Annotated in this window: 17 protein-coding genes; 3 read left to right on the forward strand and 14 right to left on the reverse strand. The window is 54.6% G+C overall.

Annotation, left to right across the window (positions count from 1 at the left end; genetic code table 11):
* Positions 1-4: 4 nt before the first annotated feature.
* Complete coding sequence (gene iolG, locus ASF29_RS17240) at positions 5-1,012, reverse strand: inositol 2-dehydrogenase (protein ID WP_062451889.1); 1,008 nt, start codon at positions 1,010-1,012, stop codon at positions 5-7.
* A gap of 122 nt (positions 1,013-1,134) precedes the next feature.
* Here iolG and ASF29_RS17245 point away from each other — a divergent pair, with 122 nt between their 5' ends.
* The 3 genes from ASF29_RS17245 (at position 1,135) to ASF29_RS17255 (ending at position 5,664) form a co-directional block, all read left to right on the forward strand.
* The gene (locus ASF29_RS17245; RefSeq protein ID WP_062451890.1) at positions 1,135-2,148 is read left to right on the forward strand and encodes a LacI family DNA-binding transcriptional regulator; all 1,014 of its coding nucleotides are present in this window, start codon (positions 1,135-1,137) and stop codon (positions 2,146-2,148) included.
* Positions 2,149-2,568: 420 nt separating this feature from the next.
* Positions 2,569-3,501, forward strand: a complete 933-nt coding sequence (locus tag ASF29_RS17250) for a substrate-binding domain-containing protein (protein ID WP_045232256.1) — start codon at positions 2,569-2,571, stop codon at positions 3,499-3,501.
* Between the two features lie 33 nt (positions 3,502-3,534).
* Positions 3,535-5,664 carry a methyl-accepting chemotaxis protein gene (locus ASF29_RS17255; RefSeq protein WP_062451891.1) on the forward strand — a complete coding sequence of 710 codons (2,130 nt, stop codon included), beginning with the start codon at positions 3,535-3,537 and terminating at the stop codon, positions 5,662-5,664.
* Between the two features lie 586 nt (positions 5,665-6,250).
* Here the strand turns inward: ASF29_RS17255 and ASF29_RS25060 are convergent.
* From ASF29_RS25060 to ASF29_RS17325, 13 genes are all read right to left on the reverse strand, one after another.
* Positions 6,251-6,607, reverse strand: coding sequence for an aldolase/citrate lyase family protein (locus ASF29_RS25060; RefSeq protein ID WP_200925546.1), 357 nt, complete (start codon positions 6,605-6,607; stop codon positions 6,251-6,253).
* 1,206 nt (positions 6,608-7,813) lie between these two features.
* Positions 7,814-8,683 carry a glucose-1-phosphate thymidylyltransferase RfbA gene (rfbA, locus tag ASF29_RS17270; protein WP_062451894.1) on the reverse strand — a complete coding sequence of 290 codons (870 nt, stop codon included), beginning with the start codon at positions 8,681-8,683 and terminating at the stop codon, positions 7,814-7,816.
* Positions 8,684-8,711: 28 nt separating this feature from the next.
* Positions 8,712-9,602 carry a dTDP-4-dehydrorhamnose reductase gene (gene rfbD, locus ASF29_RS17275; RefSeq protein WP_062451895.1) on the reverse strand — a complete coding sequence of 297 codons (891 nt, stop codon included), beginning with the start codon at positions 9,600-9,602 and terminating at the stop codon, positions 8,712-8,714.
* On the reverse strand, positions 9,602-10,663 hold the full coding sequence (gene rfbB, locus ASF29_RS17280) for a dTDP-glucose 4,6-dehydratase (protein ID WP_062451896.1): 1,062 nt from the start codon (positions 10,661-10,663) through the stop codon (positions 9,602-9,604). The genes rfbD and rfbB overlap by 1 nt, the downstream gene beginning before the upstream one ends.
* A 2-nt stretch (positions 10,664-10,665) precedes the next feature.
* Entirely contained in the window at positions 10,666-11,244 is a 579-nt protein-coding gene (gene rfbC / locus ASF29_RS17285) for a dTDP-4-dehydrorhamnose 3,5-epimerase (RefSeq protein ID WP_062451897.1), read from the reverse strand.
* An 89-nt stretch (positions 11,245-11,333) separates the two neighbouring features.
* Positions 11,334-12,917 carry a GMC oxidoreductase gene (locus tag ASF29_RS17290; RefSeq protein ID WP_062451898.1) on the reverse strand — a complete coding sequence of 528 codons (1,584 nt, stop codon included), beginning with the start codon at positions 12,915-12,917 and terminating at the stop codon, positions 11,334-11,336.
* Positions 12,918-13,096: 179 nt separating this feature from the next.
* Positions 13,097-14,500, reverse strand: coding sequence for an HlyD family type I secretion periplasmic adaptor subunit (locus tag ASF29_RS17295; protein WP_062451899.1), 1,404 nt, complete (start codon positions 14,498-14,500; stop codon positions 13,097-13,099).
* Positions 14,497-16,641 carry a peptidase domain-containing ABC transporter gene (locus tag ASF29_RS17300; RefSeq protein WP_062451940.1) on the reverse strand — a complete coding sequence of 715 codons (2,145 nt, stop codon included), beginning with the start codon at positions 16,639-16,641 and terminating at the stop codon, positions 14,497-14,499. The genes ASF29_RS17295 and ASF29_RS17300 overlap by 4 nt, the downstream gene beginning before the upstream one ends.
* 31 nt (positions 16,642-16,672) lie before the next feature.
* Positions 16,673-16,981, reverse strand: coding sequence for a hypothetical protein (locus tag ASF29_RS17305; RefSeq protein ID WP_062451900.1), 309 nt, complete (start codon positions 16,979-16,981; stop codon positions 16,673-16,675).
* Positions 16,982-17,010: 29 nt separating this feature from the next.
* On the reverse strand, positions 17,011-18,225 hold the full coding sequence (locus tag ASF29_RS17310; RefSeq protein WP_062451901.1) for a GTP-binding protein: 1,215 nt from the start codon (positions 18,223-18,225) through the stop codon (positions 17,011-17,013).
* A 15-nt stretch (positions 18,226-18,240) separates the two neighbouring features.
* Positions 18,241-22,179 (reverse strand): DUF4082 domain-containing protein, encoded by a 3,939-nt coding sequence (locus ASF29_RS17315; protein ID WP_244473582.1) that lies wholly within the window; start codon positions 22,177-22,179, stop codon positions 18,241-18,243.
* 238 nt (positions 22,180-22,417) lie between these two features.
* Complete coding sequence (gene wecC / locus ASF29_RS17320; RefSeq protein ID WP_062451902.1) at positions 22,418-23,674, reverse strand: UDP-N-acetyl-D-mannosamine dehydrogenase; 1,257 nt, start codon at positions 23,672-23,674, stop codon at positions 22,418-22,420.
* The gene (locus ASF29_RS17325; RefSeq protein WP_200925547.1) at positions 23,667-24,497 is read right to left on the reverse strand and encodes a WecB/TagA/CpsF family glycosyltransferase; all 831 of its coding nucleotides are present in this window, start codon (positions 24,495-24,497) and stop codon (positions 23,667-23,669) included. Before ASF29_RS17325 ends, wecC begins: the two co-directional genes overlap by 8 nt.

A 24,497-nucleotide genomic window follows, 5' to 3' on the forward strand; every position in this document is an offset into this window, starting at 1 on the left:
GCAACTAAGGTCGCCAGTCTGGTCCGATGTGAATGGGCATGCCGGTCTGCATGGAAACAATCGCCGCCTCTGCAATCCTCTGCGCTTCAAGTCCGTCTCGAATGCCGGCAAGAGGTTCGCGCCCCGTCTCGATCATATCAACGAAGGCCACCATCTCGTCGCGGTAGGCAGCCGCAAAACGTTCGATGAAATAATTCATCGGTGGCGAGGCGCGAAAGCCGCTGACGTCTGCAATCGTGACGCCACGCTGCGGGCGGTTCTCCACATACAGCACCTCTTTCGAGCAAAGCACCTCTAGCCGCTGATCGTAGCCGAAGGGTGCGCGGCGGCAGTTTATCATCTGCACAAACCGGCCAGATGCAGATGTCAGCGTCACCATGGCCGTATCGATATCTCCGACATCGCCGATCTCCTTGTCGATCAGGCAATTGCCGACCGCATAAACGGTCGTTATCTCCTCACCGAGAAGATAGCGCGCCATATCGAAATCATGGATTGCCTGGTCGCGGAACATGCCGCCGGAATGGCTGATATACGCAAGGGAAGGTGGCGACGGGTCGCGCGTGTGCATGACGATGTGCTCGAGTGTGCCCGCGTCGCCGCTCAAAACGCGATCGCGCACGAAGCGAAAGTCGGGGTCATAGCGGCGCTGGAAAGCAAGAAAGCAGGCCACTTCGGAAGCCTCTACAGCGTCTGTTACTGCTTCCACTGTCGCAAAATTCAGGCTGACAGGCTTTTCGCAAAAAATCGCCTTGCCGGATTTCGCTGCTTTCAGCAGCAGCTCTGCATGCGTATCGGTCGAACTGGCGATGATGACGCCATCGATTGAAGGGTCGGAGAATACCGTGTCTGCCGAAGCCGTTTTAGCACCGATCCGGGCCGCAAGAAGTGCCTGATGCTCATCAGCAATCGGGTCGACAAGATATTTGATCTGCACCGAGCCCAGGCCGCTCGCATTTACCGCGTGCACATGCCCGATACGACCCGCGCCGAAGACAGCGAGATTGATCATTGATAGCCTCCCATTCTTTCCCGGTGTTGTTATGGCTTCATCCGGGTTGTGGGCAGACTAGCCTGGTGTTACTGATGGAAAACGTCAATTTTTGAAGAGATATCTTCAAATGGAGAAGAACGATGAGCAAACCTACTGCTCAGGATCTAGCATCTGCAGCAGGCGTGTCGCTGTCGACCGTCGACCGTGTTCTTAACAATCGTGGCGGCGTGAGCGAGGACAGAGAACGCCGTGTGCTCGAGCATGCCCGCAAGCTCAAGATCGACAGGGCGCTGAACCAGCGGGCAGCACGCACCTTTCGCATCGCGGTTCTGCTCCAGCCGAGATCAAATTCTTTTCATGCCTTGGTTCAAGATCATTTTGAGGCAGCAAACCGGAATTTCGCTTTCTATAATCTCCAGTTCCAAGTGCATCACATCAACCCCCTGCGTCCTGCTGTGACGGCACAGTTGATAAATTCCCTATCTTCACGCTGCGATGCTCTTGCCATAATCAGTCCGCAAAATGCGGCAGTCGCGGCGGCGTTGAGGGCATTTGGTCAAGGTGGAAAGCCCGTCGTCACCATGGTAACCGATCTTCGCGATGCTGAAAGATATGCCTATGTCGGACCAGACAACAGGAAAGCGGGCCGTGTCGCGGGCGATTTAATGGGACGTTTGCTCGGCCGGGACGGCGGGGAAATTGTCGTCATCGCGGGTCTGATCAGCATGATAGGCCATGAGGAGCGCGAGATGGGGTTCCGGACCGTTCTGCGTGAGCGCTATCCCCAGTGCAAGGTGACCGAGGTGCTCGAAAGCATGGAGCGCGGAGATGTGGCAGGTGACCTCGTTTTCAACGCGTTGAGAAAAAATCCAGCTATACGAGGCATCTATAATGCGTCTGCGGGCGCTCAAACGGTGGTCAACGCCATGACGAAGCTTGGCAAGAACAAAGACGTGATTTTCATCACCCATGAGCTCACGAAAGACCGTCGTCATTTGATGCGAGATGGAATGATTGACGCAATCATCGATCAGGATCCAGAGACGGAGGTGCGGACTGCGGTAGAAGCGCTCGCCGCTTATTTTGGAAGAACGGAAAAGTGCCTTCTGTCCCTTATCACTCCCATACAGATACATATGATTGAGAACAGCTAGAGGCATTCGTTTAGGGTAAGAACCTTGACTTATGTGCAGATCAACACCGCTAAGACCTCTCTTCTACCTCGCCAAAATGACGGTCTGCTCTAAATGAGAGCAAACAGAAAATCGCTAAAGTGCGGTTTTCGTCGTTTATCAATGTGCGTCACAATTCTCCAAATTCCTATATGTGTTGCTGGAAAGTAGACCGTGCTTGCCCTCCGAGCAAATTAGGACTTCATTACTTGTCACCAAAATCTATTATTGTGCACTTCGGCGGAATAAGAATTCTCCAAAATAAAAACTCGGAATTATTATTCCGAGACATTATAATATATTCAATTTATTGTTCCTGGTAATGATTATCCTCATGAAATTATAAGGGGAAATTAACCATGCATAGCCTAAATTACCCTTGAATAAAGGGGGCTTACATAAATGCGATTATCTGTAGTTGTTACATCAATCTTATTGTTGGGGACGAGCTGTGTTGAGGCAAAGACACTCGGAGTGTCGATCGCCAACGCGAATGACGCTTTTCTTCACAGCCTGCTAGGTGGCATCAAGAATGCCGCCGATAAGATGCCAGACATGAAATTGCGTGTCGAAGACGCTGGTGGCGATCCTTCGCGTCAAATGGAGCAGATCAGTAAGCTGGCGGCCGACCGCGTCGATGCAATGATCGTCATCCTTTCGGATGGCGACCTCGGAGCAAAGATTTCGCAGATTGGCACCACCGCCAGCATACCCGTTGTCTATGTCAACAACGTTCCAGTCAATTCCGCCGAGCTTCCCGCTCATCAAACCGTGGTCGCCTCAGATGAAGTTGAAAGCGGAACGATGGAAACCCAGGAGGTTTGTCGCCTTCTAGGAGGCAAAGGCAAAGCTGTCGTTTTGATCGGAGAGTATTTCCATCCTGCAGCACGCACACGCACGAAGGACATCGATAGCGTTTTGTCCACCGATGCATGCAAGGGAATTTCCATACTAGAGAGGCAATCGGCGAACTGGTCACGTGACCAGGCTGATAATCTGATGCAAGAATGGCTGACCGCTGGCGTGAAGTTCGATGCCGTTATCGCAAATAACGATGAAATGGCTCTTGGTGCGATCCGGGCCATGAAGCGAAACAACATGCAAATGGATAAGGTTGTGGTGAGCGGCATCGATGCGACGTCGGATGCGCTTGACGCGATGGCTGCGGGCGACCTCGATGTCAGTGTCCTTCAAAATGCCCCTCAACAGGGTTCCAAGGGCGTCGAGGCGGCCATTAAGCTTATGGATGGCGGAACCGTACCTGCTTTTATTAAGGTGCCTTTCGAGCTGGTTACTCCGGTCAATCTGAAATCCTACTTGGTTAAAAGCCAGTGATCCGCGCAAACAAAGATATTGGAAGGGACTAAGATGACTTTCTGGAAAAAATCAGGAATCAGGACGCAAATCACCCTCGGCTTTCTGCCGCTCATCTTGCTTATGAGCGCTCTCACCTTCGTGGGAAATGATGGACTGGGACGCTTGTCGAACGTGTTCTCCAGCTTCCGCTACACAGCAGCGCAGAGCCTGGCCATTTTTGACTATAACGTACAGCTGCAACGTATCCGTCTCGCGGCAGAGGCTTATCGCTCTAATCCGTCCGACTCAATCGCATCACAGCTTCAGGACGCCGTGAAAGCGTTTGCGATAGACGATCCGCGCATGGCGTCTGACGCTGACCTTCAGTCTGGTTTGAATGTAGTGCGTCGCGATGTTGCAGATTACAACACTGCCTTCGGAAAGCTGGTCGATCTCCAGAAGAAAAAAGAAGTTCTTCTTGGCAAGGTCACCGAATTCGGCCCGTGGACCATCATCGCGCTGAAAGATATCCAGCGTTCGGCGTGGCGCAAGAACGACACGAACGCGCTTTATAAAACCGGCGAGGTCATCAACCTTATGAACCAGAGCCTGTATTATTCCGAACGATTTGTTCACTCCGGTGATCTCTCGGCATATGGCTCGGCCCAGACTACCCTGAATGACGCGCTCAAGGGCGCGGATGCCGTGGTGGCGTCCAGCTCCGATAAGTCTCAGGCAGGGCGTGCTGATGCCGCACGACGTTTGATGCGCAACTACACCAATCGCCTTGATGAAGTTCGCGATGCTTGGCTTCAGAGCAACGGGATACGATCGACACAGATAGACGTTCTGGGTCCGAAGATTGCATCGTCATTCGATGCCCTGCTTGCCAAGGTGACGGGCAATCAGAACAGTTTGGGTGAAACAGCGAAGGCGACCGCAAGTGACACTGCGTCCAAGACCTTCATAATATCGGCAATTCTCATCGTTATCGGCCTTGTACTAGCGTATGTTATCGGCCGTCTTATATCCGCCGCCGTAAGCCGGATGGCCGTCACCATGGAGCAACTCGCCCACGGGAATGACAATGTGTCGATCGAAGGAACCGAATACCGGCATGAACTTGGTGCCATGGCGCGTTCATTGCTCGTGTTCCAGGACACGGGCCGCGGCAAGGTCGCAGCCGAGCTGGCAGCTGAAAGAACACGGCTTGCTGCTGAAAACGAGCGCTTGGCGCAGGAGCGTGACAAGGCAGAAGAGGCTGTGCGAATGGCACACGCGTTCGAACAGATATCGCTTGGTCTCGATGCCCTCTCGCGCGGCGATCTTACAGTACGTATCGGAACCGTTGACGAGCGTTACGAGCAAATACGCAACCACTTCAATACGTCGGTTGCCTCGTTGGAAGAAACCATCGGTACGGTAGCGACAGCCGTCAGCACGATCCGTTCCGGTCTTGAAGAAATCTCGTCTGCCTCCAACGATCTGGCTCGTCGTACAGAACAGCAGGCTGCATCTTTGGAAGAAACTGTCGCCGCTCTGGGTGACGTATCGCATCGCGTCCATGGAACAGCAGAGGGGGCTGGACTTGCGCAACAGACAGTTGCTGCTGCCCGCGACAACGCGACCAAGGGAGGCGATATCGTGGCACGTGCCGTGCAGGCGATGACCGCGATCCAAGACTCTTCCACGAAGATCGGCAACATCATCGGTGTCATCGATGAAATCGCCTTCCAGACCAACCTTCTGGCTTTGAACGCTGGTGTCGAGGCCGCGCGTGCAGGTGAGGCAGGCAAGGGCTTTGCTGTTGTCGCGCAAGAAGTGCGCGAACTGGCGCAGCGCTCCGCAAACGCAGCCAAGGAGATCAAAACATTGATCTCTACGTCAAGTGCGCAGGTACAGACTGGTGTTGATCTGGTCAGCGCCACTGGCTCTTCATTGAGCGACATTGTTGACCAAGTTGTGAAGATGAGTTCGACGATCACCGAAATCGCGGACTCAGCCCGCGAGCAGGCAATGAGCCTGAAAGAGGTCACCGGTGCCGCCGATCAAATGGACAAGGTAACCCAACAGAACGCCGCGATGGTGGAAGAGACGACAGCCGCGGCACAAAACTTGACTCAGGAAACGGAAAGTCTATCCGAAATGATGCGCCGTTTCCGGACCAGCAAAGGTAATCAACGGCATAAATTCGCTGCGTGATGTTTTGCACAAACAGCCACTGATCGACAGTGGCTGTTTATCTTCTTAGAGTAAACTCACTTCTACCGCAGCCACACCTCTCGAGATCTTTCTGTTTTGTTCTGATTGGATAGCTGGCCGTGAAAACCGGACCAATCCTTCACCGGCAGGCGTCCCATCGACGCTGCTTCGACGCGCTGGAATGAGTGACGATCGCGACATCAACGCAGAATTTGACGTAGCAAAATGCCACAAACTGTTCAGGCAAACATAGCCAACTGCGCTTACAGGCCTTCTTCAACCTATCATACGCCAAATGATATCCAAAAAAATTTGCTGCCGTCATCATCTCACTTGATGTTCACGAAATGTAGTCTGGTGCCCTACAAATTATAGAGATTGCCATTTGAAGCTGTCGCGCGAGGCATCGCGTTTCTGTGATGCTTTCATATCATTATATGTAAGGAACAGAATCAAAATCTATTAATATCGAGCAAGTCCCATCCAAAGATTCGTCAGGTGACGGACGGCCGAAGGACCAACAATACTTCCTATATGCAGGCTAACAGTTTCGTGGCACTTTCTCCTACACTGTGGATACCAAAAGTCATGGCTCAGGCTCTCGGGCCGGAAAACCCGACCGGCAGCTCTCCACCAGAGCACTTGTTTCGCGCGCGAGTATCCATGTGTCCGCGCCTACAGCGACAAAACCCGCTCCCTGGCCAATGGCTCTAGTCGCCGCCGCGTGGCCGTAGGCGAGCACGCCAGAACCTTTGCCTGCGTTGTTTATGCGCGTTATCGCTCCGCCGATCGCGCGCTGGACGGGCTCTGCATAGGTTTGGCCGATATAGCCCATTGATGCAGCCAAATCGCCAGGTCCGATGAAGATTGCGTCAATTCCCTCAACCGCGGCAATCTCGTCAATATTTTCCAGCGCCAGCGGCGTCTCAGCCTGCACTATCACGCATATTTCGGCTAGCCCGTGTCTCGACCATAATTTGAGGCTCGGACCACACTCGATATGCCCCTTTTCCCTTCCGGAGGATATCGAGTCCAACTTACCGCTGCACGGGCCTGCGCTGCGGTATCTATCATAGGAAACATCAACGTTTTAACGCCGATATCTAACAAACGCTTTGTAATTACAGGTTCTGAGGTCGGTGGGCGAACTATGACAGAGGCGGCTTCACCAACTGCGCGTAACTGATCCGCAACAGTCGAGATCTCGTTCGGCGCGTGCTCCATATCAACTAGAAGCCAGTCTGCCCCGGAACCGGCCGCGATTTCCGCCGAGGCTGCGTTGCACAGGCTTACCCACAGGCCTAGTTGCGGATCACTCCTGCTAAGTCCTTCTTTAAAACGGTTACCAATTTTAATCATCCTAAAACACTCACTTGCAGTCTACGGCGCCCTGTATACGCGGACGCACGTAAGTCGTAAATCTTCTCATTCGCTGACTTCCATAGAGCGGACATCCTACTAAACAATCTCGGTAGCCTGTTTCTCAACACAACGGATTTCTGGGGACGAAAAAGTGGGGTAGATTTGCGCGGTATTCAACGCAGGTCGCACTTCAAGCTTGAACCCATCCTTCAGGCGTTTTGCGCGCCCATAACTGGCGGTGAAAGCAGCGTCTTTCACCATTTAGCGAACAGCAACTTAGGGATCGAAGATCAGTCAACCAAGAAGCGACGGCTGGTCGAAGTAGTCGATCATGCTGTCGTCTGGTGCAGTCCAATATCCGTCAATGCGGCCCCAAAACCGCACGTTTGCCTCCGTGACTTAGACCAGTCGCTGACGATGTTTCATATTACTGTTTTTGTGAGATAATTTTTGGTTGAGCGAAGCGACCGTAGCCGGGTCGCCGGGTCGATTCCTCTCAAGGCGATTTACTCTTGCAAACAATTAGGTTCGAACTTGATTGATAATTGTCTCGACAAGGAGTTCGCGATGGCTATCCCGGGGTGTGTGGTCGATGAGAGAGCGGTTGAGCACGAGTTCGAATGTTTACCGCTTGAATACCTTGTGACACAAGTACCTGCGGCCAAAAAATGTAAATCGAATGCACTCATACCCGGCCGGAAAAGCCAATTTTCGACCTTCCTTCAGCACCCTCAGAAGTATAGGGGGTGCCGCAGAATTTGGATCGCGCAGCATAAGGTGTTGCACGTCAAAGGTCAGATAGAAGCATTCGAAGATAGTCCCCATAATCATTCTTACCGTGCTTTCTCCCGAGGGCCTCAAGCTGACCTGCATCAATAAAACCTTGGCGGTAGGCCACCTCTTCTGGGCAATTGATTTTTATACCCTGCCTTTTCTGAAGCGTTGCCACAAAATCACCAGCCTCCAAAAGGCTATCTGGGGTTCCGGTATCGAGCCAAGCATAGCCGCGCCCCATCTGTTCGACGCTCAGCTTGCCACGTTCGAGATAAATACGGTTGACGTCGGTGATTTCCAGCTCACCGCGTGGCGACGGGTTGAGATTAGATGCAATATCAATGACGTCTTTGTCATAGAAATATAGTCCCGTGACCGCCCAGTGAGAACGTGGCACAAGCGGTTTCTCCTCTATCGAGATCGCCGTCATCGACTTGGCGAACTCGACCACGCCGTACCGGCCTGGATCCTGGACATGGTAAGCGAATATCGTTGCGCCACTTGGCCGCGATGCAGCGGTCTTGAACAGGTCAGAGATGCCATGTCCGTAGAAGATGTTGTCGCCGAGGATAAGGCAGGAGGGATGAGGGCCAACGAAGTCGGCACCAATGATATAGGCCTGCGCAAGTCCATCCGGTGAGGGTTGTTCTGCGTAGACCAGTGAAATACCCCAGGCTGAACCATCACCCAACAGGCGCTGGAAGCTTGGCAAATCATGCGGCGTCGAAATGATGAGAATGTCACGAATACCTGCCAGCATCAGTGTAGACAGTGGGTAGTAGATCATTGGTTTATCGTAGATAGGAATAAGCTGCTTCGACGTGACAAGCGTTATAGGGTGCAGCCGCGTTCCACTCCCGCCAGCGAGAATAATGCCCTTCATACGGTTGCTCCTCAATATGCTTACGGCGTTATGCCAAGGTGAGCCGACGAACCACTTCGGATGTTGCGCTTTGCCAGTCCCGCAGAGATACCCCGTGCTCTGCAGAGAGCTTTCTGCAGTCCAAGCGCGAATTTTTTGGCCGTTTTGCCGGCGTCGGATATTCAACCGTGGTGATCATGTGAACCTTTGCCGTTGGCCCATTGCGCATGCCGGATGCCGCGAATATTTCCGTCGCAAACTCCGCCCAGCTGGCGTCGCCCGTTGAGGTCATATGGAACACACCGCGCAGGTACGGATCGTAGGAAGTCAGAAGGTTTTCAGCGACCTGGAATACTGCTTCGGCAATGTCGAGAGCAGATGTCGGATTACCGATTTGATCGGCGACGACGTTTAGATCAGTGTGCGTCTCAGCCAGACGCAGCATGGTCCGAAGAAAATTCTTGCCAAATGGGCTGTACACCCACGCAGTCCTGAGGATTGCGTAATCGGCACCTGAAGCTATCAGCAGGTGCTCGCCCTCAAGCTTCGAGCGACCGTATACACTGAGCGGATTGACGGTATCACGCTCATTGTATGCAGAAGCTTTGTCTCCATCGAATACGTAATCCGTTGATAGATGCACAACTGGAATGCCGAGGGTCTTTGCAATTCTGCCAATCTCCCCAATCGCTGTCGCATTGATGGTGAATGCGATTGCCTGGTTCGTCTCTGCCTGATCGACGGCAGTGTAGGCGGCGGCAGAAATGATCAAGTCCGGTCTGGAGTGCAGGATGGCAGCTTCGATCGACGCAATTCGGCTGAGATCCAGAACCGGTCTGCCCAAAGCCATGACTTCGATCTGCGCGTGGCTAGATCCACGATCGAGGAGGGAGCGAACAACTTGGCCTTCCCGACCCGTGACGAGATACCGGCGGACCATCACTTGCTGCCAGAGGCAGAGAGGAGCCCGAGCCGCTTGCCGTTATATCCTTCACGAAGCGGCGCCCACCACCATTCGTTCTGCAAATACCATTTCACGGTCTTTTCGATGCCGGTGTCGAAATTTTCCGTGGCCTTCCAGCCGAGTTCAGTCTCCAGCTTGGTCGCGTCGATGGCGTAGCGCCCGTCGTGGCCCGGTCGGTCTGTTACGTAGGAGATCAGGCTCTGGTGTCTGTTTGGCTTCGGAGCCAACCCGTCCATGATGGTACACACATTCTGCACGACATCGATATTGCGACGTTCGTTACGCCCGCCGACATTGTAGGTTTCTCCGAGGCGTCCACGTTCGGCGATAAGATCGAGCGCGCGTGCGTGGTCTTCGACATAGAGCCAATCGCGAATGTTCATACCAATGCCATAAACCGGCAGAGCCTTCCCTTCCAAAGCATTCAGGATGATCAGTGGAATGAGCTTTTCTGGAAAATGGTAAGGGCCATAATTGTTCGAGCAATTTGAAACTACGATTGGCATGTCGTAGGTACGAGCCCACGCTTTTGCCAAGTGGTCTGATGCTGCCTTTGACGCGGAGTAGGGAGATGACGGATCATAGGGGGTTTCTTCCGTGAAAAGGCCATCGTCACCCAGTGATCCATAAACCTCGTCGGTCGAAACATGCAGGTAGCGAAACGCAGCCTTGCGAGCTGACGGCAATCGATCCCAGTAAAATCGCGCCGCCTCGAGAAGGACGAAGGAACCGATGACATTTGTTTCGACGAAATCGCGTGCGCCGGTGATTGAGCGATCGACATGGCTTTCAGCGGCAAGGTGCATAACGCGATCTGGCTGGAAGCTTTCGAAGGCGTCCTGCATGGCTGCTCGGCCGCAAATGTCGGCCTTGAGGAACCGATGTAATGGATTGTCTTCTATAGTTGAAAGCGACGCAAGGTTACCAGCATAGGTGAGCTTGTCGATGGTTAGGACCTCATACCCCTTGACGGTGATAAGATGACGAACGACCGCAGATCCGATAAAGCCAGCACCGCCTGTAACAATGACGCGCATCCTCAATCTCCAGCCAAAACAGGTTCGTAGGTGAGGGCAGCTAGAAGGTCCGCGAGTTTTGGCTGGACCCAATCCTTTGCAGAAAGATAAGCCGCATCGGCAGCTATTGGCCATTCGATCTCAAGTTGAGGATCGCTCCACAACAGGCCCCGGTCATGCTTTGCGCTGTAGTAGTCGGTGACCTTATAGGAAATGACGCTATTTGGCTCCAAGGTGCAAAAGCCGTGCGCGAACCCCGGCGGCATCCACAACTGGTGGCCATTTTTAGCCGTCAACTCGGCCTTCACGTGTTGACCAAAGGTTGGGGAGCCTCTGCGGATGTCGACGGTGACGTCGAGGATCGCGCCTGCAACACAACACACAAGTTTCCCTTGCGCTCGAGGTGCCAGCTGAAAGTGCAGCCCGCGAACCGTACCGACTTGCGCAGATAGTGATTGGTTGTCTTGGACAAAATCTGCAGGACAAACATTTTCCTTGAAAATATCTGTTCGGAATGTTTCTGACAAATAGCCTCGGTCATCGCTAATTCTATTTGGAATTAGCAGAACAACACCTTTTATTGGCATTTCGAGAAATCGCATATTGGATCCTAACGATGAACATATTTGATATTATTCCAATCTATTCTTTCGCTTGCGGTCTCCTTGGCGGTTTGATGAGTGGCCCCCGATCATGCACGTTTCAGATAATTGTCTGCGAATGAGTAGGCGAGCTTCATGATTGTGAAGGTTGGGTTTGCGCTGCCTGCAGTTGGAAAGACTGACGCGCTGACAATGGAAACATTTGGCACGGCATGACAGTGCAGGTCCGGCCCTACAATTGAGTCTGCAGGGTTGGTCCCCATTCGTGTCGTCCCGGACGGGTGAGCGCAGGCTTCGGATTTGGCGATGATCGAGCCAGCGGGGTCTTGGACCAAGTCGTTCAACATCAGCGGGCATTTCTGATCCAGGGCCGCTGATTTCCAGTAATCTGCCAATCGGGCTACAGCGATCCGGAAAGTACGCTCCTCACTGGGCATCGGCTGCCATTCGATCTGAGCCTTTGGCATGCCAAGACGATCGAGTGCAGGCGACAGAGAAATGCGATTCTTCCATTCCGGCAGTTGTTCTGCGCAGATCATGACTTTGAAGTTGACGTCCTTAGGCACGAAAAGCTGCTTTCGGACCGCTCTCCAATAAGCCGCTTGCGCGACCAGCCCGGTATTCTTGGAGATCGTTACCAATTCGCGCAGGTCGAGTTGACGACGCTGCAGGTTTTTCGCCACCCGCCGGAGAGCGGCAAGCGGGCTGTTGACCACGTCCATGGCAATGTAGGCAAACGCACTGGCAACGCCGCCTTGCGTCTGAGCGGTCTGCCCAAGATCCAGATGAAGATCCCGCCTCGTGGAGTTAACGTACCGATAGGCGAACAGACGATTGGTCATCACCGCATCGTATCGCCCGATAGTCGCAACCTCGACCTTCAGATGGTCTTGAAAATATCGGCCAATCACGCTCGGCTTGGCAAACATTTTCTCGTTTGCGCATCGGTCCATCAAAAGCATCAGTTTCGTGGTTTCGATTGTCCCTGCGGTAAAAACAAATCGGCCAGCTTTCACCGTCAATGATTTACCGGCAAAATTTCGGGCGGTGATTTCGCGTAAAAATCCAGAGTCGCGATCCAGATCAAAGTCACAAACCGTGGCTTCGAGCCATATTTCAATGTTAGGGTTTTTCGACAATTCTCGTCTCAAGACGTGAGCGAGATTACAGTTTCTCAAACTGGGACATTTGGCCCAGCGGGTCTCCAGATGTCCGTTCCCGAGCAAAGACAGGGCCCCACGAGAATTTATTTCTGGAAGTTTTTCGAAGGAACCGTTTGCAACGCCGAAAAGCTTTTCAATTTCCTCTCCATAGCAATCCAGGCTGGCCACATCGAGCGGCCATGCCGGCATTCCGATATGATCGCGTCTGGCCGTATCATGGCCGCTCATGGGAATGAGCCTTCCACCCCAGCGACTTGAAGATCCGCCGAGGCCCCGGAAACGACCATCCAATTCCCTGGAGTAACGCCCATCTACGTCTTCAACAGCGTTCAAGTCGTGAATCTCAGGATCGAATTTGTCCTTACCGCTTTCGATGACGATAACCTTTCGACCTGCTTTTGCTATCCGGTTCGCGATGAGAAGTCCGGCAATTCCAGCACCGATCACGCACAGTTCTCCCGAAATAGTCATGGATGGATGATCGATCTGCGGCAGGTGAAAAATTGTCATGACAAATTCTGCATCCGGAATTCACAGATGTAAAATTGTACTAATTATCAGAGGCTTGTACCTTTGCGGGATTTCACGGTGATCGGTCCGTCCTTATGTTTGACCAGGATCAACCATTCGGCTTAGATGTCGCAATTTAGGCGTAGGTGTTCCCAAATCGAATTGACTTCCGTCTTGATTCAAGGCTCGCGAAGAGCAGTGTCCAAACCCTTGATGATTGGGTAGAGGACATAGGATATAATGGAGCGATGGCCGACCTTGATTTCAGCGGATACTGTCATGCCTGGAACCAGTGCAAACCGCTGATTTTGCGTCTTGAGTTCCACATCAGTCAACATAACGCGTGCTCGGAAGAAGGGTGTGGATGATTTTCCGGCACTTATTTCCTGCTGTGTAGGCGTAAAAGTATCCCTGCTAATGACTCTGACGACACCTGAAGCAGTTCCAAATTTTTGGAAGGGAAACGCATCGAACTTGACGCGTACGGCTTTATCCACGGTGACACGCGCGATGTCGATGGTGCTCACCGAGACCTCAGCCTCCAGCGGAACATTGAGGGGAACCAATGTCACGATCGGCTCAGCTTCCCTTACAACGGAACCTTCCGATCTCTGGGCGAGATCGAGGACGACAGCGTCTGCTGGTGCCTTGAGCGTGACCATGGTGCGGCGCAAGTCCATTTTTTTCAACTCCTCGGCAGCAGCATCACGCTGATCCCGAAGTTGGATTAATTGCTCCAAGAGCCCACGACGCAGTTCCTCAATGAAAGCTTGCTTCTCTGCCGTTAGTTTCAGCACGGCATGCCGTGCTTCTATGCCACGGCTGCGCACGGCCGACAGCGTAACGCTGACATCCAGGCGGGCTTCTTTTGCATCAAGAAATACAATGAGCGATCCTGCCTCATTTTGAAAAAGGTTCTCACGGGCCGCTTCGATCTGCGTGAGTGTGTCGAGGCGGCTTGCAAGAATGAAGGCTTGGTCGTCGCTCGATGACATTGTGGCCATCTGGCCGGCAATCTGCTGATCGAAGTTTTGGAGTTGCGCACGGGAAAACGCACTGCGCTGCTGAAACAAGGCACTTTGGAGCTGCTGGTCCGAAGATGCATCCGCCATCGCCGGATAATCATCACCTGCCACTTCCGCCTCGATCCGTTTAACCTGAGCATCGTACGCACTGAATCTGAGACGTTGCTGGTCGACGTCTGCCTGGCTGAATGTCGGGTCCAATGTTGCAAGCTGCTGGCCCGCCCTGACAACATCACCAACCGAGACGTCGAGAGTCCGTATGATCGAAGTCTCCAGAGGTTGGACGACCATCGTCGGTTGGGTGGTGATTAATTTTCCGGTTGCGATGACTACTTCGTCCACCTGCGACACGCAGGCCCACACGAGCGCAATCGCGATCATGGCCGATAACGTGTAGAGTGTCACCCTTGCGACGAGTGGTGGGGGACGTTCCTCCAGTTCGACGGCGTCCGACTGAAAATCGGCAATCACCGCAGGGAGTTGTCGGAGCCGACGCGGAGTTGTCTCTGAGGCTTCGGTAAGATCATTGTTCCGCTGGGATGACGATCGGTTTGTCATGCGACTTGCCGCATCTGCTGAGCCCAAAGATGACGATACGTCACGCATCTCGCGACAAGCTGATCGTGCGTGCCGATATCGGAAACCTTGCCCCGGTCCATGACGAGAATCGCATCTGCGTCGATCAGGGTCGAAAGCCGGTGTGAGACGATGACGACCGTGCGCCCCGCAGCGATCTTGCTCAGATTTTGTCGCAGGATCGCCTCACTGTCGGGATCCAGCGCACTGGTCGCTTCGTCGAGAATCAGCAGCGTGGGATCGGTTATCAACGCGCGGGCGATGGCCAGCCGCTGCCGCTGTCCACCGGAAAGGTTGGAAGCGTTCTCCTCCAGCAGCGTGTCGAAACCGCGAGGCAGCCGCTCGATGAACTCCTCGGCTCCAGCCGCCTGGGCGGCTGCGGCAACTTCTTCGATCGTTGCGGCAGGCATCGTTGCCGCGATGTTCTCGCGCACTGTTCCGCGAAACAGGAAATTGTCCTGTAGGACAACGCCGATGTTGGTGCGCAGGTGGACAAGATCGATTTCGCGGCTGTCATAACCATCGACGCGGATAATGCCTTGTTGGTTCTGGTACAAACCCTGAATAAGACGGGTCACCGTTGTCTTTCCTGACCCGCTTTTTCCGACTATCCCGAAAACCGAGCCAGCCGGGATTTCGAATGAGATACCATCGAGTGCCGGGGAACCATCGGGCCCGTAACGAAACAATACTTTGTCAAATTCTATCCGCCCTTTCAGGGCCGGCCTGATACCCCTGCTGCGTCCGGACTGTTCAGGGCGCTGGTTCATCACCTCACCGAGCATGCGAACGGAGAGAGCAACCTCCTGATATTCATGCACCATGGTGACAATCTGCATGAGCGGACCCGAGACGCGGCCTGCCAGCATGTTGAACGCCACGAGCGCGCCGATCGTCATCGTGTTGTCGAATACGGCAAGTGCGCCGATCCCGATAACCGTAACGCTCGTCAGCTTCTCCAGCAGGCCAGTAACGGATTGTGCTGCGGCTGAAATCTTGTCGACGCGAAAGCGAACAGAAATCGATCGCGCTGACTGATCGTCCCATACCTTTCGCTGCCTGGGTTCGAGTGCGAGCGATTTGACCGTGCGCATTCCGTGGACGGTCTCGACCAGAAGCGCCTGGCGCTCTCCTTCAGCCTGGTAAAGTGCTTGGAGCCGCCGCTGGAAGGGTCCGACCAGAGCCGTAATGACAATGCCGACCAGAACGGTGAAACCCAGAACGACTAACGTCAATGTGACACTATAAAGGAGGAGAACAGGTATGAAGACGAGCAGGGACAGTGCATCCAGAAGCGTCAGAAATAATCGACCGGTCAAAAATTCGCGAATCCGCCCGGTCTGCTGCATGTGTTTGACGAGCACCCCTGCAGATGCTTGCTCGAACAGGGCGATCGGTAGAGACAGAAGATGTCCAAATGTCCGCGTCGCGACCCTGATATCGATCCTGTTCGTTGCGTAGAGAAGGATATAGCGCCGCAGGAAGGTGAAAATCGCATCGAAAACCAGCGCTATGGCGATGCCCACGGTCAGCACCACCAGCGTGGCATAGCTTTGGTGGACGAGAACTTTGTCGATGACGAGCTGAAAGAATATTGGGGTCGCGAGACCAAGGCCGTAGAGAATAACGGCGGCCATTCCGACATCCCGAAAGAGACTGCGCTGACGAATGATGTCCGGCACGAACCAGCGAAATCCGAATGGCTGGTCTTCCTCGGTCATACGGTAGTCGCGCTTTATCAGTATCACGGTTCCGCACCAGCTCTTGGTAAACTGGCTTTCGGACAAAACCATCTGTTCCGGCTGTTCCGCCAGCGGGTCCAGAACGCTGATTGTATCGTTTCCCTCAAGTGTCGACCCGCCAGTGATGACGATCCAGTTGCCGTTCTCCAGTTCGGCCAGAACAGGGTAGGCCTCACCCAGTTGAAGCAGCGACTTCCAACTGAGGTGATGGCTGCGAGCACGCAGACCGGCATCCTTTGCCATCCGAAGGAGCTGACGTGTCGTGATCCGTATTTCGCCCACGTCGTAATCGTGCAGCAATCGCTCGGGTGACAGGTCCACGCCATGGTGGCGGCCGACCAAAGCAAGGCAATGCAGATTTGTGTGAAGAGCCAGGGTCATATTATCAGCGGAGACCATCGAATATTCGTGTTCAGTTGAAGTTTGGCGACGAATTTATCTGCGTGTGATCGACTGGATCGCTGTCTGTCCTGTGCGGGTTTGGCAGTGGAGGGTTTCGGTGCACGGCGCCCGCTTCGATCAGGCCACCCAGTGCCTTCTGCATCAGATCGACAGCATTGGCGAAGGCTTCCACCGGCATGATGATCCGCTGGCGAAAAACGGGAGACGGATTTCCATCGCCGTCCCGCACGGTGGCTGACAGGGACATGAGGTCTAGCCGTACAATCGAAGCCGTCACGGTAATCTCGCCGATTCCATCGCAATATAGTTCGTCGGTCATTCCAGTCTCCACTGCGTAAGAGAAGTCATCTAGTGAGGTGCATCGGCGTGTTGCCATGAGGGGAGTGGATCAGGCAGATCTTGCCAGCGGTCAGGTTCAAAGCAATCCTCCGAGCCGATGAGACAGGCGTCGAGTTTCAGCCGGATTTCATTTTCGGGGAGGTCTACTCCGATGAAAACAATCTCCTGCCTACGGTCACCCCATGTCCCGCTCCAGGATCGCTGAAGCATTTCATGAAATTGTGGGTAGGCAGGCCAATGGGCCTTCGGCGCCGCCGCCCACCACATGCCCTTTGTTTCAGTGCGGCGCTGTGTGCCTGCGATAGACAGAAGTCCTATCCAGTCTGGGCGCGTGGCCACCCAGAAGTAGCCCTTGGCACGCAGAAGACCTGCCCATTCGGCCTGTAGGAAGGCCGAAATCTTGGACGGGTCGAATGGACGGCGTGCCCTGTAGACGAAACTTGCGATTCCGAATTCTATCGTTTCCGGGAGGTGGTCTTGCCAGCCAAACAACTCTTTGTGCCAGAGAGGATGGCGCGCCGCCTTAACCTCGTTGAACAGCCCGGTGTTCAAAATCGCAGCAAGCGGGATGTCTCCGAAGTCAGCTTCGATGATGCGCGCGTCCGGGTTGAGCGCTGCAATGACCAGTCTGATGGCGTGGCGGGTCCGCGTATCCACGTCTGAAATCTTGTTGATCACCACAACGTCGCAGAACTCGATCTGCTCGACCAACAGGTCGATCAGCGTCCGGGCATCGGTCCCGTCGCGCGCGGCTCCCCGGTCGCTGAGTAGATCACCGCTGGAGTAGTCTGCGAGAAGGTTCTTCGCATCCACGAGGGTTACGACCGTGTCCAGCCTTGCGACGTCGCTGAGGGCGGCACCCGTGGCGTCTCTAAAAGAAAAGGTGGCCGCAATCGGCAAAGGTTCGGCAATACCCGTGCCTTCAATCAAAAGATAGTCGAAGCGACCTTCGCGAGCGAGCCTGCGAACTTCGCTGAGCAGGTCATCGCGAAGGGTACAGCAAATGCAGCCGTTGGTGAGTTCAACCAGCGTCTCTTCCGTATTGGACAGGCTGCCGCCGCCATCACGGATAAGATTGGCGTCTATGTTGATCGCGCCCATGTCGTTGACGATTACAGCGACCCGCAGACCTTCACGGTTTCGAAGGATATGGTTGAGTACCGTCGTCTTTCCGGAGCCAAGGAACCCCGTAAGCACCGTCACTGGCAACCGTTCAGGAAACATGGTGACCTCTTTTCGCTAAGCGGCAAGCTGTGGGCGGAATGCGATATCCACGTAGTAGTTCGTGCTGCTGAAGGTGCTTGTCGGGAAGAGCCCGCTCGAACCGTAGGCGTAGACCCCGTTACCGCCGCTCAATGCGGAGGATTTGGCATGCAGACTTCCGTTGTCGACAGAACTGAGGAAAAAGTTGCTCGTCGCGGAGTAGTTGCCGTTTGTGCTGTAGGAAACGACATAGGACGTGTTTGCCGATATCGCCACGTCCGTCGACAGATTGGCTGTTTGCCAGCCACTGCCGCTTTCGTTGGTGAAGCTGGCGCTGGCAAGCAAAGTGCCTGTCGAAGACCATAGATATCCCGTGTGCGGACCGACGTTGTCACTGCCCTTGTAGAACCGGATACCGGATATCCAACCGGCCGTATCTGCCGAAAATTTCATTCCAAGATTGACTGGCGAGGTGTCAGCCACGGACGTAATCGAGGGAGTTGTGCTGGGTAAGAAGAGGTTGGAGATGTTGCCTTTCTGCGCCACTGTCAATGAAACCTGCGCTGAGGCCGTTCCGCCGTGCCCATCTGAAACTGCATAGGAAAACCCCGCAGCGCCTGAAAAGCCTGCATTGGCAGTGAAGGTCACGGTGTTCAAACTGGCGTCGAATGTGGCTATGCCGTTGGTCGCATTGCTGACTGATGTAACAGCGATGGTATCGTCATCGGGATCGTTGTCATTGGCGATCAAGCTAGAAGCTGAGATCGTAAGGGGCGACGCGGCGACAGCCAGAAAGCCGCTGTCGGATACCGCGACCGGTGCCCTGTTCTGCGAGGCATTCTGGTAAAGGACGTCCACCCAATAATTGGTCGAGTTGTAGGTAGCCGTCGGAAACAGCGATGACGCCCCGTATGCATAGACACCGTTCCCGGCAGCTGTGGCGCTGGATGGTGCAGTCAGTACACCGTTGGAATGGCTTGTAGAGAAATAGTTCGCTGTCGCAGAATAGTTGCCATTTGAGTGATAGCTGGCAACATATGTCGAGCCTGCTGAGATACTGACCGGCTGGGTGAAAGTGGCGGTTTGCCACCCGCTAGCTGTTTCTGCCGTAAATGTCAGCGTGCCAAGAAGCGTGCCTGTACTGGACCATAGAGACCCGGTGTGCGTGCCGGTGTCCTGAGCGCTCTTATAGTAGCGCAGCCCGCTGATTTCGCCTCTTGTCGAGGTCGTGAACTTCATTCCAAGTTCGACCGAGCCGGGATCAATCACGCTGGATGCGGGAGGGGTGTCCAGCGCCGTGAACACGCCCGTAGCCGTGGATGGGGGAGCGACCGTCATCGAAACACTTGCAGAAGAGGTGCCGCCGCGTCCATCCGATATCGTGTAGGAAAAGCTTGCCGCGCCCTGATAACCTGCGGTCGGAGTGAAGTTTAATGTCTGCGACTGTGCATTGAAGACGACGGCGCCGTTGGTTGCGCCATTTGCAGCGATGACCGAAAGTGCATCGTCGTCAGGGTCGGTATCGTTCGCAAGCACGAATGCCGCCGGGATCGCCATCATCGTGTTCTGAACGATGGAAATGCCGCTGTCATTGTGCGCAACCGGTACCGCATTGGTCGTCGATGGTTCGAACGCCACGTCGACCCAGTAGTTGGCGCCATTATAACTTTTGTCGGGAAACAGACTGGCGGAGGTTCCATATGCATACACGCCTGCCTCCGCAGACGCGCGCAGAACGCCGTTTGCATAGGAAGACGTGAAATATCCATCGGTCGAAGAATAGTAACCGCCGCTGTGATAGGAAGCGACATAGGTCACGCCAGCCGAAATCTGAACGGGGTTGGCGAACGTCACTGTCTGCCAACCGCTGATCGATTCGTTGGTGGACACAGCGGTTGCAAGACGTGTCCCGTCGGCCGACCAAAGGCTGACATTGTGATCTCCGATGTTGTATTGGCCCTTGTAGAAGCGGATAGAAGTCACAAAACCCGCAGTGGTTGTCTGGAAACGTGTGCCCAATTCTACGCTTTCCCGGTCGAGGGTCGTCGCGGTGACCGGAACTGCCGACCTTGTCCACAGGCCAGAAGTCGATGGCAGGACGACGTTCACCTGCTTGCCGGTCGAAGGCGTTTCGAGATTGACGCTGTCATCGACCGCGCGTGACAAGATCGTATAGCTGCCGCTGGCTTGCACCACCCAGTTGAAGCTCCAGTTCTCGCGTCCGGTCGCCTTGAACCAACGCTGGCCGCCGTCCGTGGAGACCTCCACGCCGGCGATGATTCCGCCGCCGAGATCCCGTGCCGTTCCGGTGATCGATACATGTTGGCCCTCGACGAAGCTGCTTCCCAGACCGGGAGTGATGGTCGATGTCGGCTTGATGTGATCGGGAGATGCCGTCGCCAGAACCAGGCTTACATCCAGTGTCGTGGGCTGTATTCCCATGTCCGCGAACATGTTGATCATGGCCTGCTGGACATTCGGATCGGCGGGCGTCGCTGCGCCCTCATGGGCAGTACTCAAACCCCATGACCAGAAGACGGTGCCGGCCCCGAATACGAGTGCGCCGCTCTCGGCGCGATACATGGTGAGGCTATGGTTCGCCACGGCAGCGCCCACGCTTGTGCCATAGTCGCGCAGATAGGTATCGACCGAGATGCTAGAAAGCGAGAGATTGATCAGGCCATCCGGGCGAAAACCGTTCTCGACATCGGAATCCCATTCATAGCCCAAAAGATTTTCTGTCAGCTGGTAGGTCTGGCCAGGGGCAAGTTCCGCAACGTCGGTGTTGCGCCAGAACCGGAGATTCGAGTAGTCGTAAGGTATGGAGATGGCATCCTGGCGGTAGCTGTCGACCGTGAACATCGTCCCTGTCAGAGAATTTTCAGGCTCTTGCCCGATATCTGCATAACGTGGGTCACGCCAGGTACCCGTGTTGATTGTACTTGGATCTACGCTGGTTCCCCAGGTTTCCTTGTAACAGACCATCGTACGGTAGGCTGTGCCGTTGCCGTCGATGCTGTTCTCCCAGCGCACCTTCCAGTAGCATTCGTTACCGCTCCAGAAAGCCAGATTGACCCCTGCATCGCGGGCGGCCTCGACATTGTTTCGTTGTTCTGCAGACCAGTACTCGTCGTGACCGACCGACAGGAACGCCTGATGATTGAGAAGCTGGCTGCCGCTTCGCGCAGAGTCCACACCGGAAATATACGAGACGTCATAGCCATTCTGCTCAAGCCACTGGATGGCCGAACTTTCGGCTCCGAAAATGAAGTCGTGTGTACCGCCGATGGGGCTGGTGTTGGTGATGATGGGTCGATTGTAGCTGACGGCGGACGCGCGACCGATGGCGGTCAGACCGCAACTGCAATTTGGCGGCATGTAGCCGATCATATCGGCTGGATCTACGGGAACCTGACCGTAATAGAGGCTAGCTCCGCCCCACGTATTATAGGCCTGCCATGTCGTATCGGAGGTCTGGAACACAATGTCGCTGGCAGCGGCGTCATCGCGCACGATGAAAGGCACGATGCTTTCGCCACTTATGCCGTCTTCGCGGACGAGCTTGGCGAAGTAGACACCCGACACGGCGTCCGAGGGTATTGCCCAGCTCGCCGAAACAGACCAATTGCCGCAATCGATCAGCCCTAGCGACATGTCGACGATTGGATGTGGCTGTATCTGTGCGGTCGTCAGGCTCTGTTCGATTGTGGCTACCTTTCGGGCGCCATCGCCATCGTAATAACCCATGCGGTAGATGTCTAACCGGTAGTGGGTGCTGTCGGTCGCTATCTTGAAATCAATCGTCTGCCCTATATTTCGGCTGATGTCCGTGGCGAAGCCTTGAATGTTGCCCGTACCGTCACCGGTTATGCCCCATTCGCTCTCCGGGTTGCCCTGCTTCAGGTTTTCGACTGCGATCTTGGTGAGTGGCAAGGCAGACGCTGTAGTTGGCTGATCAGATGGCGAAATGGTCACCGCGTTATCCTTTCACGTTTTAAGGGGCCTGATGGTGGCATGACTATTTTAGTGATGCATTTCGCAGGCGAAACGCTTGCCGATAGAGCGTGTCTGAAGCCGAAGAGATCATCTTGCCGCATTTTTCGCGGGAATGGATCATAGCCTTTTGATGATGCCCTACTCCCGGCCTCAGCCAATGTAAGGGGTTGCGTCGGTGTGAGAAAACTTCACCGGGCATTTGCAAACGGTCAGCAGTTCAGTGCCACGCTCCCCTGGTGTCGTAGACCACCTTGCCGCCAAGACGCGTGTGCTTGATTGTCTTAAATGCCTCATGCTCGACCAAGAGAACGACGATGTCGGCCCGCTCCACGGCTTGATGGGCGCTTTCGAGGTGCAGATTGGCGAAGTTACCCAAAAGTTTTGGCAGAGTGCTGACATATGGATCGGATACCAGGATGGACAGGTCTGGCATGGACTGAGCAATCAGACTGACGACTTCGATAGCGGGACTTTCTCTGATGTCATCGACATTCGCCTTGAACGTCAGCCCAAGGCAGGCGACCGTCGGCGATTTGAACCGCTTCGCCTTTTCGACAACCTGACCTGCGACATGGTGCGGTCTGTGATCATTGACTTCGCGGGCTGTGCGGATCAGCCGCGAAAGTTCGGGTGCCGCGGAGACGATGAACCATGGATCGACCGGAATACAATGGCCCCCAACACCTGGTCCCGGATTTAGGACGTTGACCCGAGGATGTCTGTTGGCCAGGCGGATCACCTCCCATACATCGATGTGTAGAGACTCGCTGATCAGGGATATTTCGTTGGAGAACGCAATGTTGACGTCGCGGTAGGCGTTTTCGACCAGCTTTGCCATCTCGGCGCTCGCTGCGTCAGTCAGGAGGATTTCACCCTGTGCAAACAGCCGGTAGATGGACGCGGCCTTTTCTGCGCATTGTGGCGTCAGACCGCCGACGACGCGATCATTCGTGATCATTTCAATCATGATGCGTCCGGGAAGGACGCGCTCGGGGCAGTGTGCAAAAAACAGGTCTGCCCGGTTTTCGCCATCGACGGGAGTCTTCAGGTCCGGCCTAAGGTCCGCGATCCACTTTCTAATGCGTTCCGTCGTGCCAGGAGGGCAGGTGGATTCCAGAATGACAATGTTTCCCGGCCTCAGCATCGGCGCGATTTGGCTGGCCGCTGCTTCCACACACGAAAGGTCAGCGGATTTATCGCTGTTGAAGGGTGTTGGCACGGCGATGATGAAGGCATCGGCTTCGGGCATTTCCGTGGTCGCGCTGAGACGTCCCATGGCAACCGCGCCGCTGACACCAACAGCGAGGTCCGGCTCGACAAAAGGTGCTTCACCGCGCGACAGCGCTGCGACTGTGGCGGGGTTGATATCGACCCCTATAACGTCGATGCCACGCGTTGCAATTGCCACGGCTGTGGGAAGCCCGATGTAGCCCATACCGACAATAGCCACCCGACCCTTGAATATCTCACTCATCGACACCCCCGTGCGGCTGTGTGGTCGGTAACCGACGCGCAAGTCGCTCACCCGTACGTCGGACATGCGTGCTGAAAGCGCTGGATGGATGAAGCATCTCGACCAATGTAAGACCGATAAAGGCGAAGTTCGTTGTCAAATAACGCCAGGCTAGGCGCCGCGGCTCCTGCAAAAGTCGGTACGCCCATTCCATTCCGGCCCTTTGCCACGCAACAGGCGCCCTCGCTGTTAAACCTGCCATGATATCGAAAGAGCCGCCGACGCCGTGTAGGACCGGCACATTAAGAGTGGAGCCGTAAGTCGCGAGAAAAATCTCTTTCTTTGGAGAGGTGATCCCTAGGAACAGCATATCGGCTTGTGATGACCGGATGTCCCCGGCGATCTTGCTGGCCTCGTCAGCCGAGTAGAAGCCGTGATGCCGATAAACGATCTTTAGGTTGAGGTATCGTTTCGACACGATAAGGTCGACTTCCTTGACCACTTCGGGCGTAGCTCCGAGCAAGGCAATCGAAAGCGAATGCCGATGAGCAAGTTGGAGAAGACGTTCGAAAACGTCTATTCCGGCAACGCGCTCGGGAAGTGGCCTGCGTAGCAGCCTGCTTGCCCAGACAACGGACTGACCGTCAGCTAGGAGAAGATCACACTCGATCATGGAGTCGCGGAGGATCTTGTTCTTGCGCAGCTTAACCACCTTTGCAGCGTTGAGAACGCCGAGCAGGAGGCGTTTACGTGTGGTCACGGCTGCGTGGCAACGATTGATCACATCGTCCATGCGAACGGCATCAACGTGAAGGCCGAAAAGAAGTTGGCGTTTGGCAATCAT

It is taken from the genome of Rhizobium sp. Leaf262 (assembly GCF_001422245.1).
Lineage (GTDB): Bacteria > Pseudomonadota > Alphaproteobacteria > Rhizobiales > Rhizobiaceae > Agrobacterium.

Bases quoted from the DNA above. Each gene is read 5' to 3' on its own strand.
- iolG (WP_062451889.1), bottom strand. From the start codon at position 1,012: ATGATCAATCTCGCTGTCTTCGGCGCGGGTCGTATCGGGCATGTGCAC.
- ASF29_RS17245 (WP_062451890.1), top strand. From the start codon at position 1,135: ATGAGCAAACCTACTGCTCAGGATCTAGCATCTGCAGCAGGCGTGTCG.
- ASF29_RS17250 (WP_045232256.1), top strand. From the start codon at position 2,569: ATGCGATTATCTGTAGTTGTTACATCAATCTTATTGTTGGGGACGAGC.
- ASF29_RS17255 (WP_062451891.1), top strand. From the start codon at position 3,535: ATGACTTTCTGGAAAAAATCAGGAATCAGGACGCAAATCACCCTCGGC.
- rfbA (WP_062451894.1), bottom strand. From the start codon at position 8,683: ATGAAGGGCATTATTCTCGCTGGCGGGAGTGGAACGCGGCTGCACCCT.
- rfbD (WP_062451895.1), bottom strand. From the start codon at position 9,602: ATGGTCCGCCGGTATCTCGTCACGGGTCGGGAAGGCCAAGTTGTTCGC.
- rfbB (WP_062451896.1), bottom strand. From the start codon at position 10,663: ATGCGCGTCATTGTTACAGGCGGTGCTGGCTTTATCGGATCTGCGGTC.
- rfbC (WP_062451897.1), bottom strand. From the start codon at position 11,244: ATGCGATTTCTCGAAATGCCAATAAAAGGTGTTGTTCTGCTAATTCCA.
- ASF29_RS17290 (WP_062451898.1), bottom strand. From the start codon at position 12,917: ATGACAATTTTTCACCTGCCGCAGATCGATCATCCATCCATGACTATT.
- ASF29_RS17295 (WP_062451899.1), bottom strand. From the start codon at position 14,500: ATGACAAACCGATCGTCATCCCAGCGGAACAATGATCTTACCGAAGCC.
- ASF29_RS17300 (WP_062451940.1), bottom strand. From the start codon at position 16,641: ATGACCCTGGCTCTTCACACAAATCTGCATTGCCTTGCTTTGGTCGGC.
- ASF29_RS17305 (WP_062451900.1), bottom strand. From the start codon at position 16,981: ATGACCGACGAACTATATTGCGATGGAATCGGCGAGATTACCGTGACG.
- ASF29_RS17310 (WP_062451901.1), bottom strand. From the start codon at position 18,225: ATGTTTCCTGAACGGTTGCCAGTGACGGTGCTTACGGGGTTCCTTGGC.
- wecC (WP_062451902.1), bottom strand. From the start codon at position 23,674: ATGAGTGAGATATTCAAGGGTCGGGTGGCTATTGTCGGTATGGGCTAC.
- ASF29_RS17325 (WP_200925547.1), bottom strand. From the start codon at position 24,497: ATGATTGCCAAACGCCAACTTCTTTTCGGCCTTCACGTTGATGCCGTT.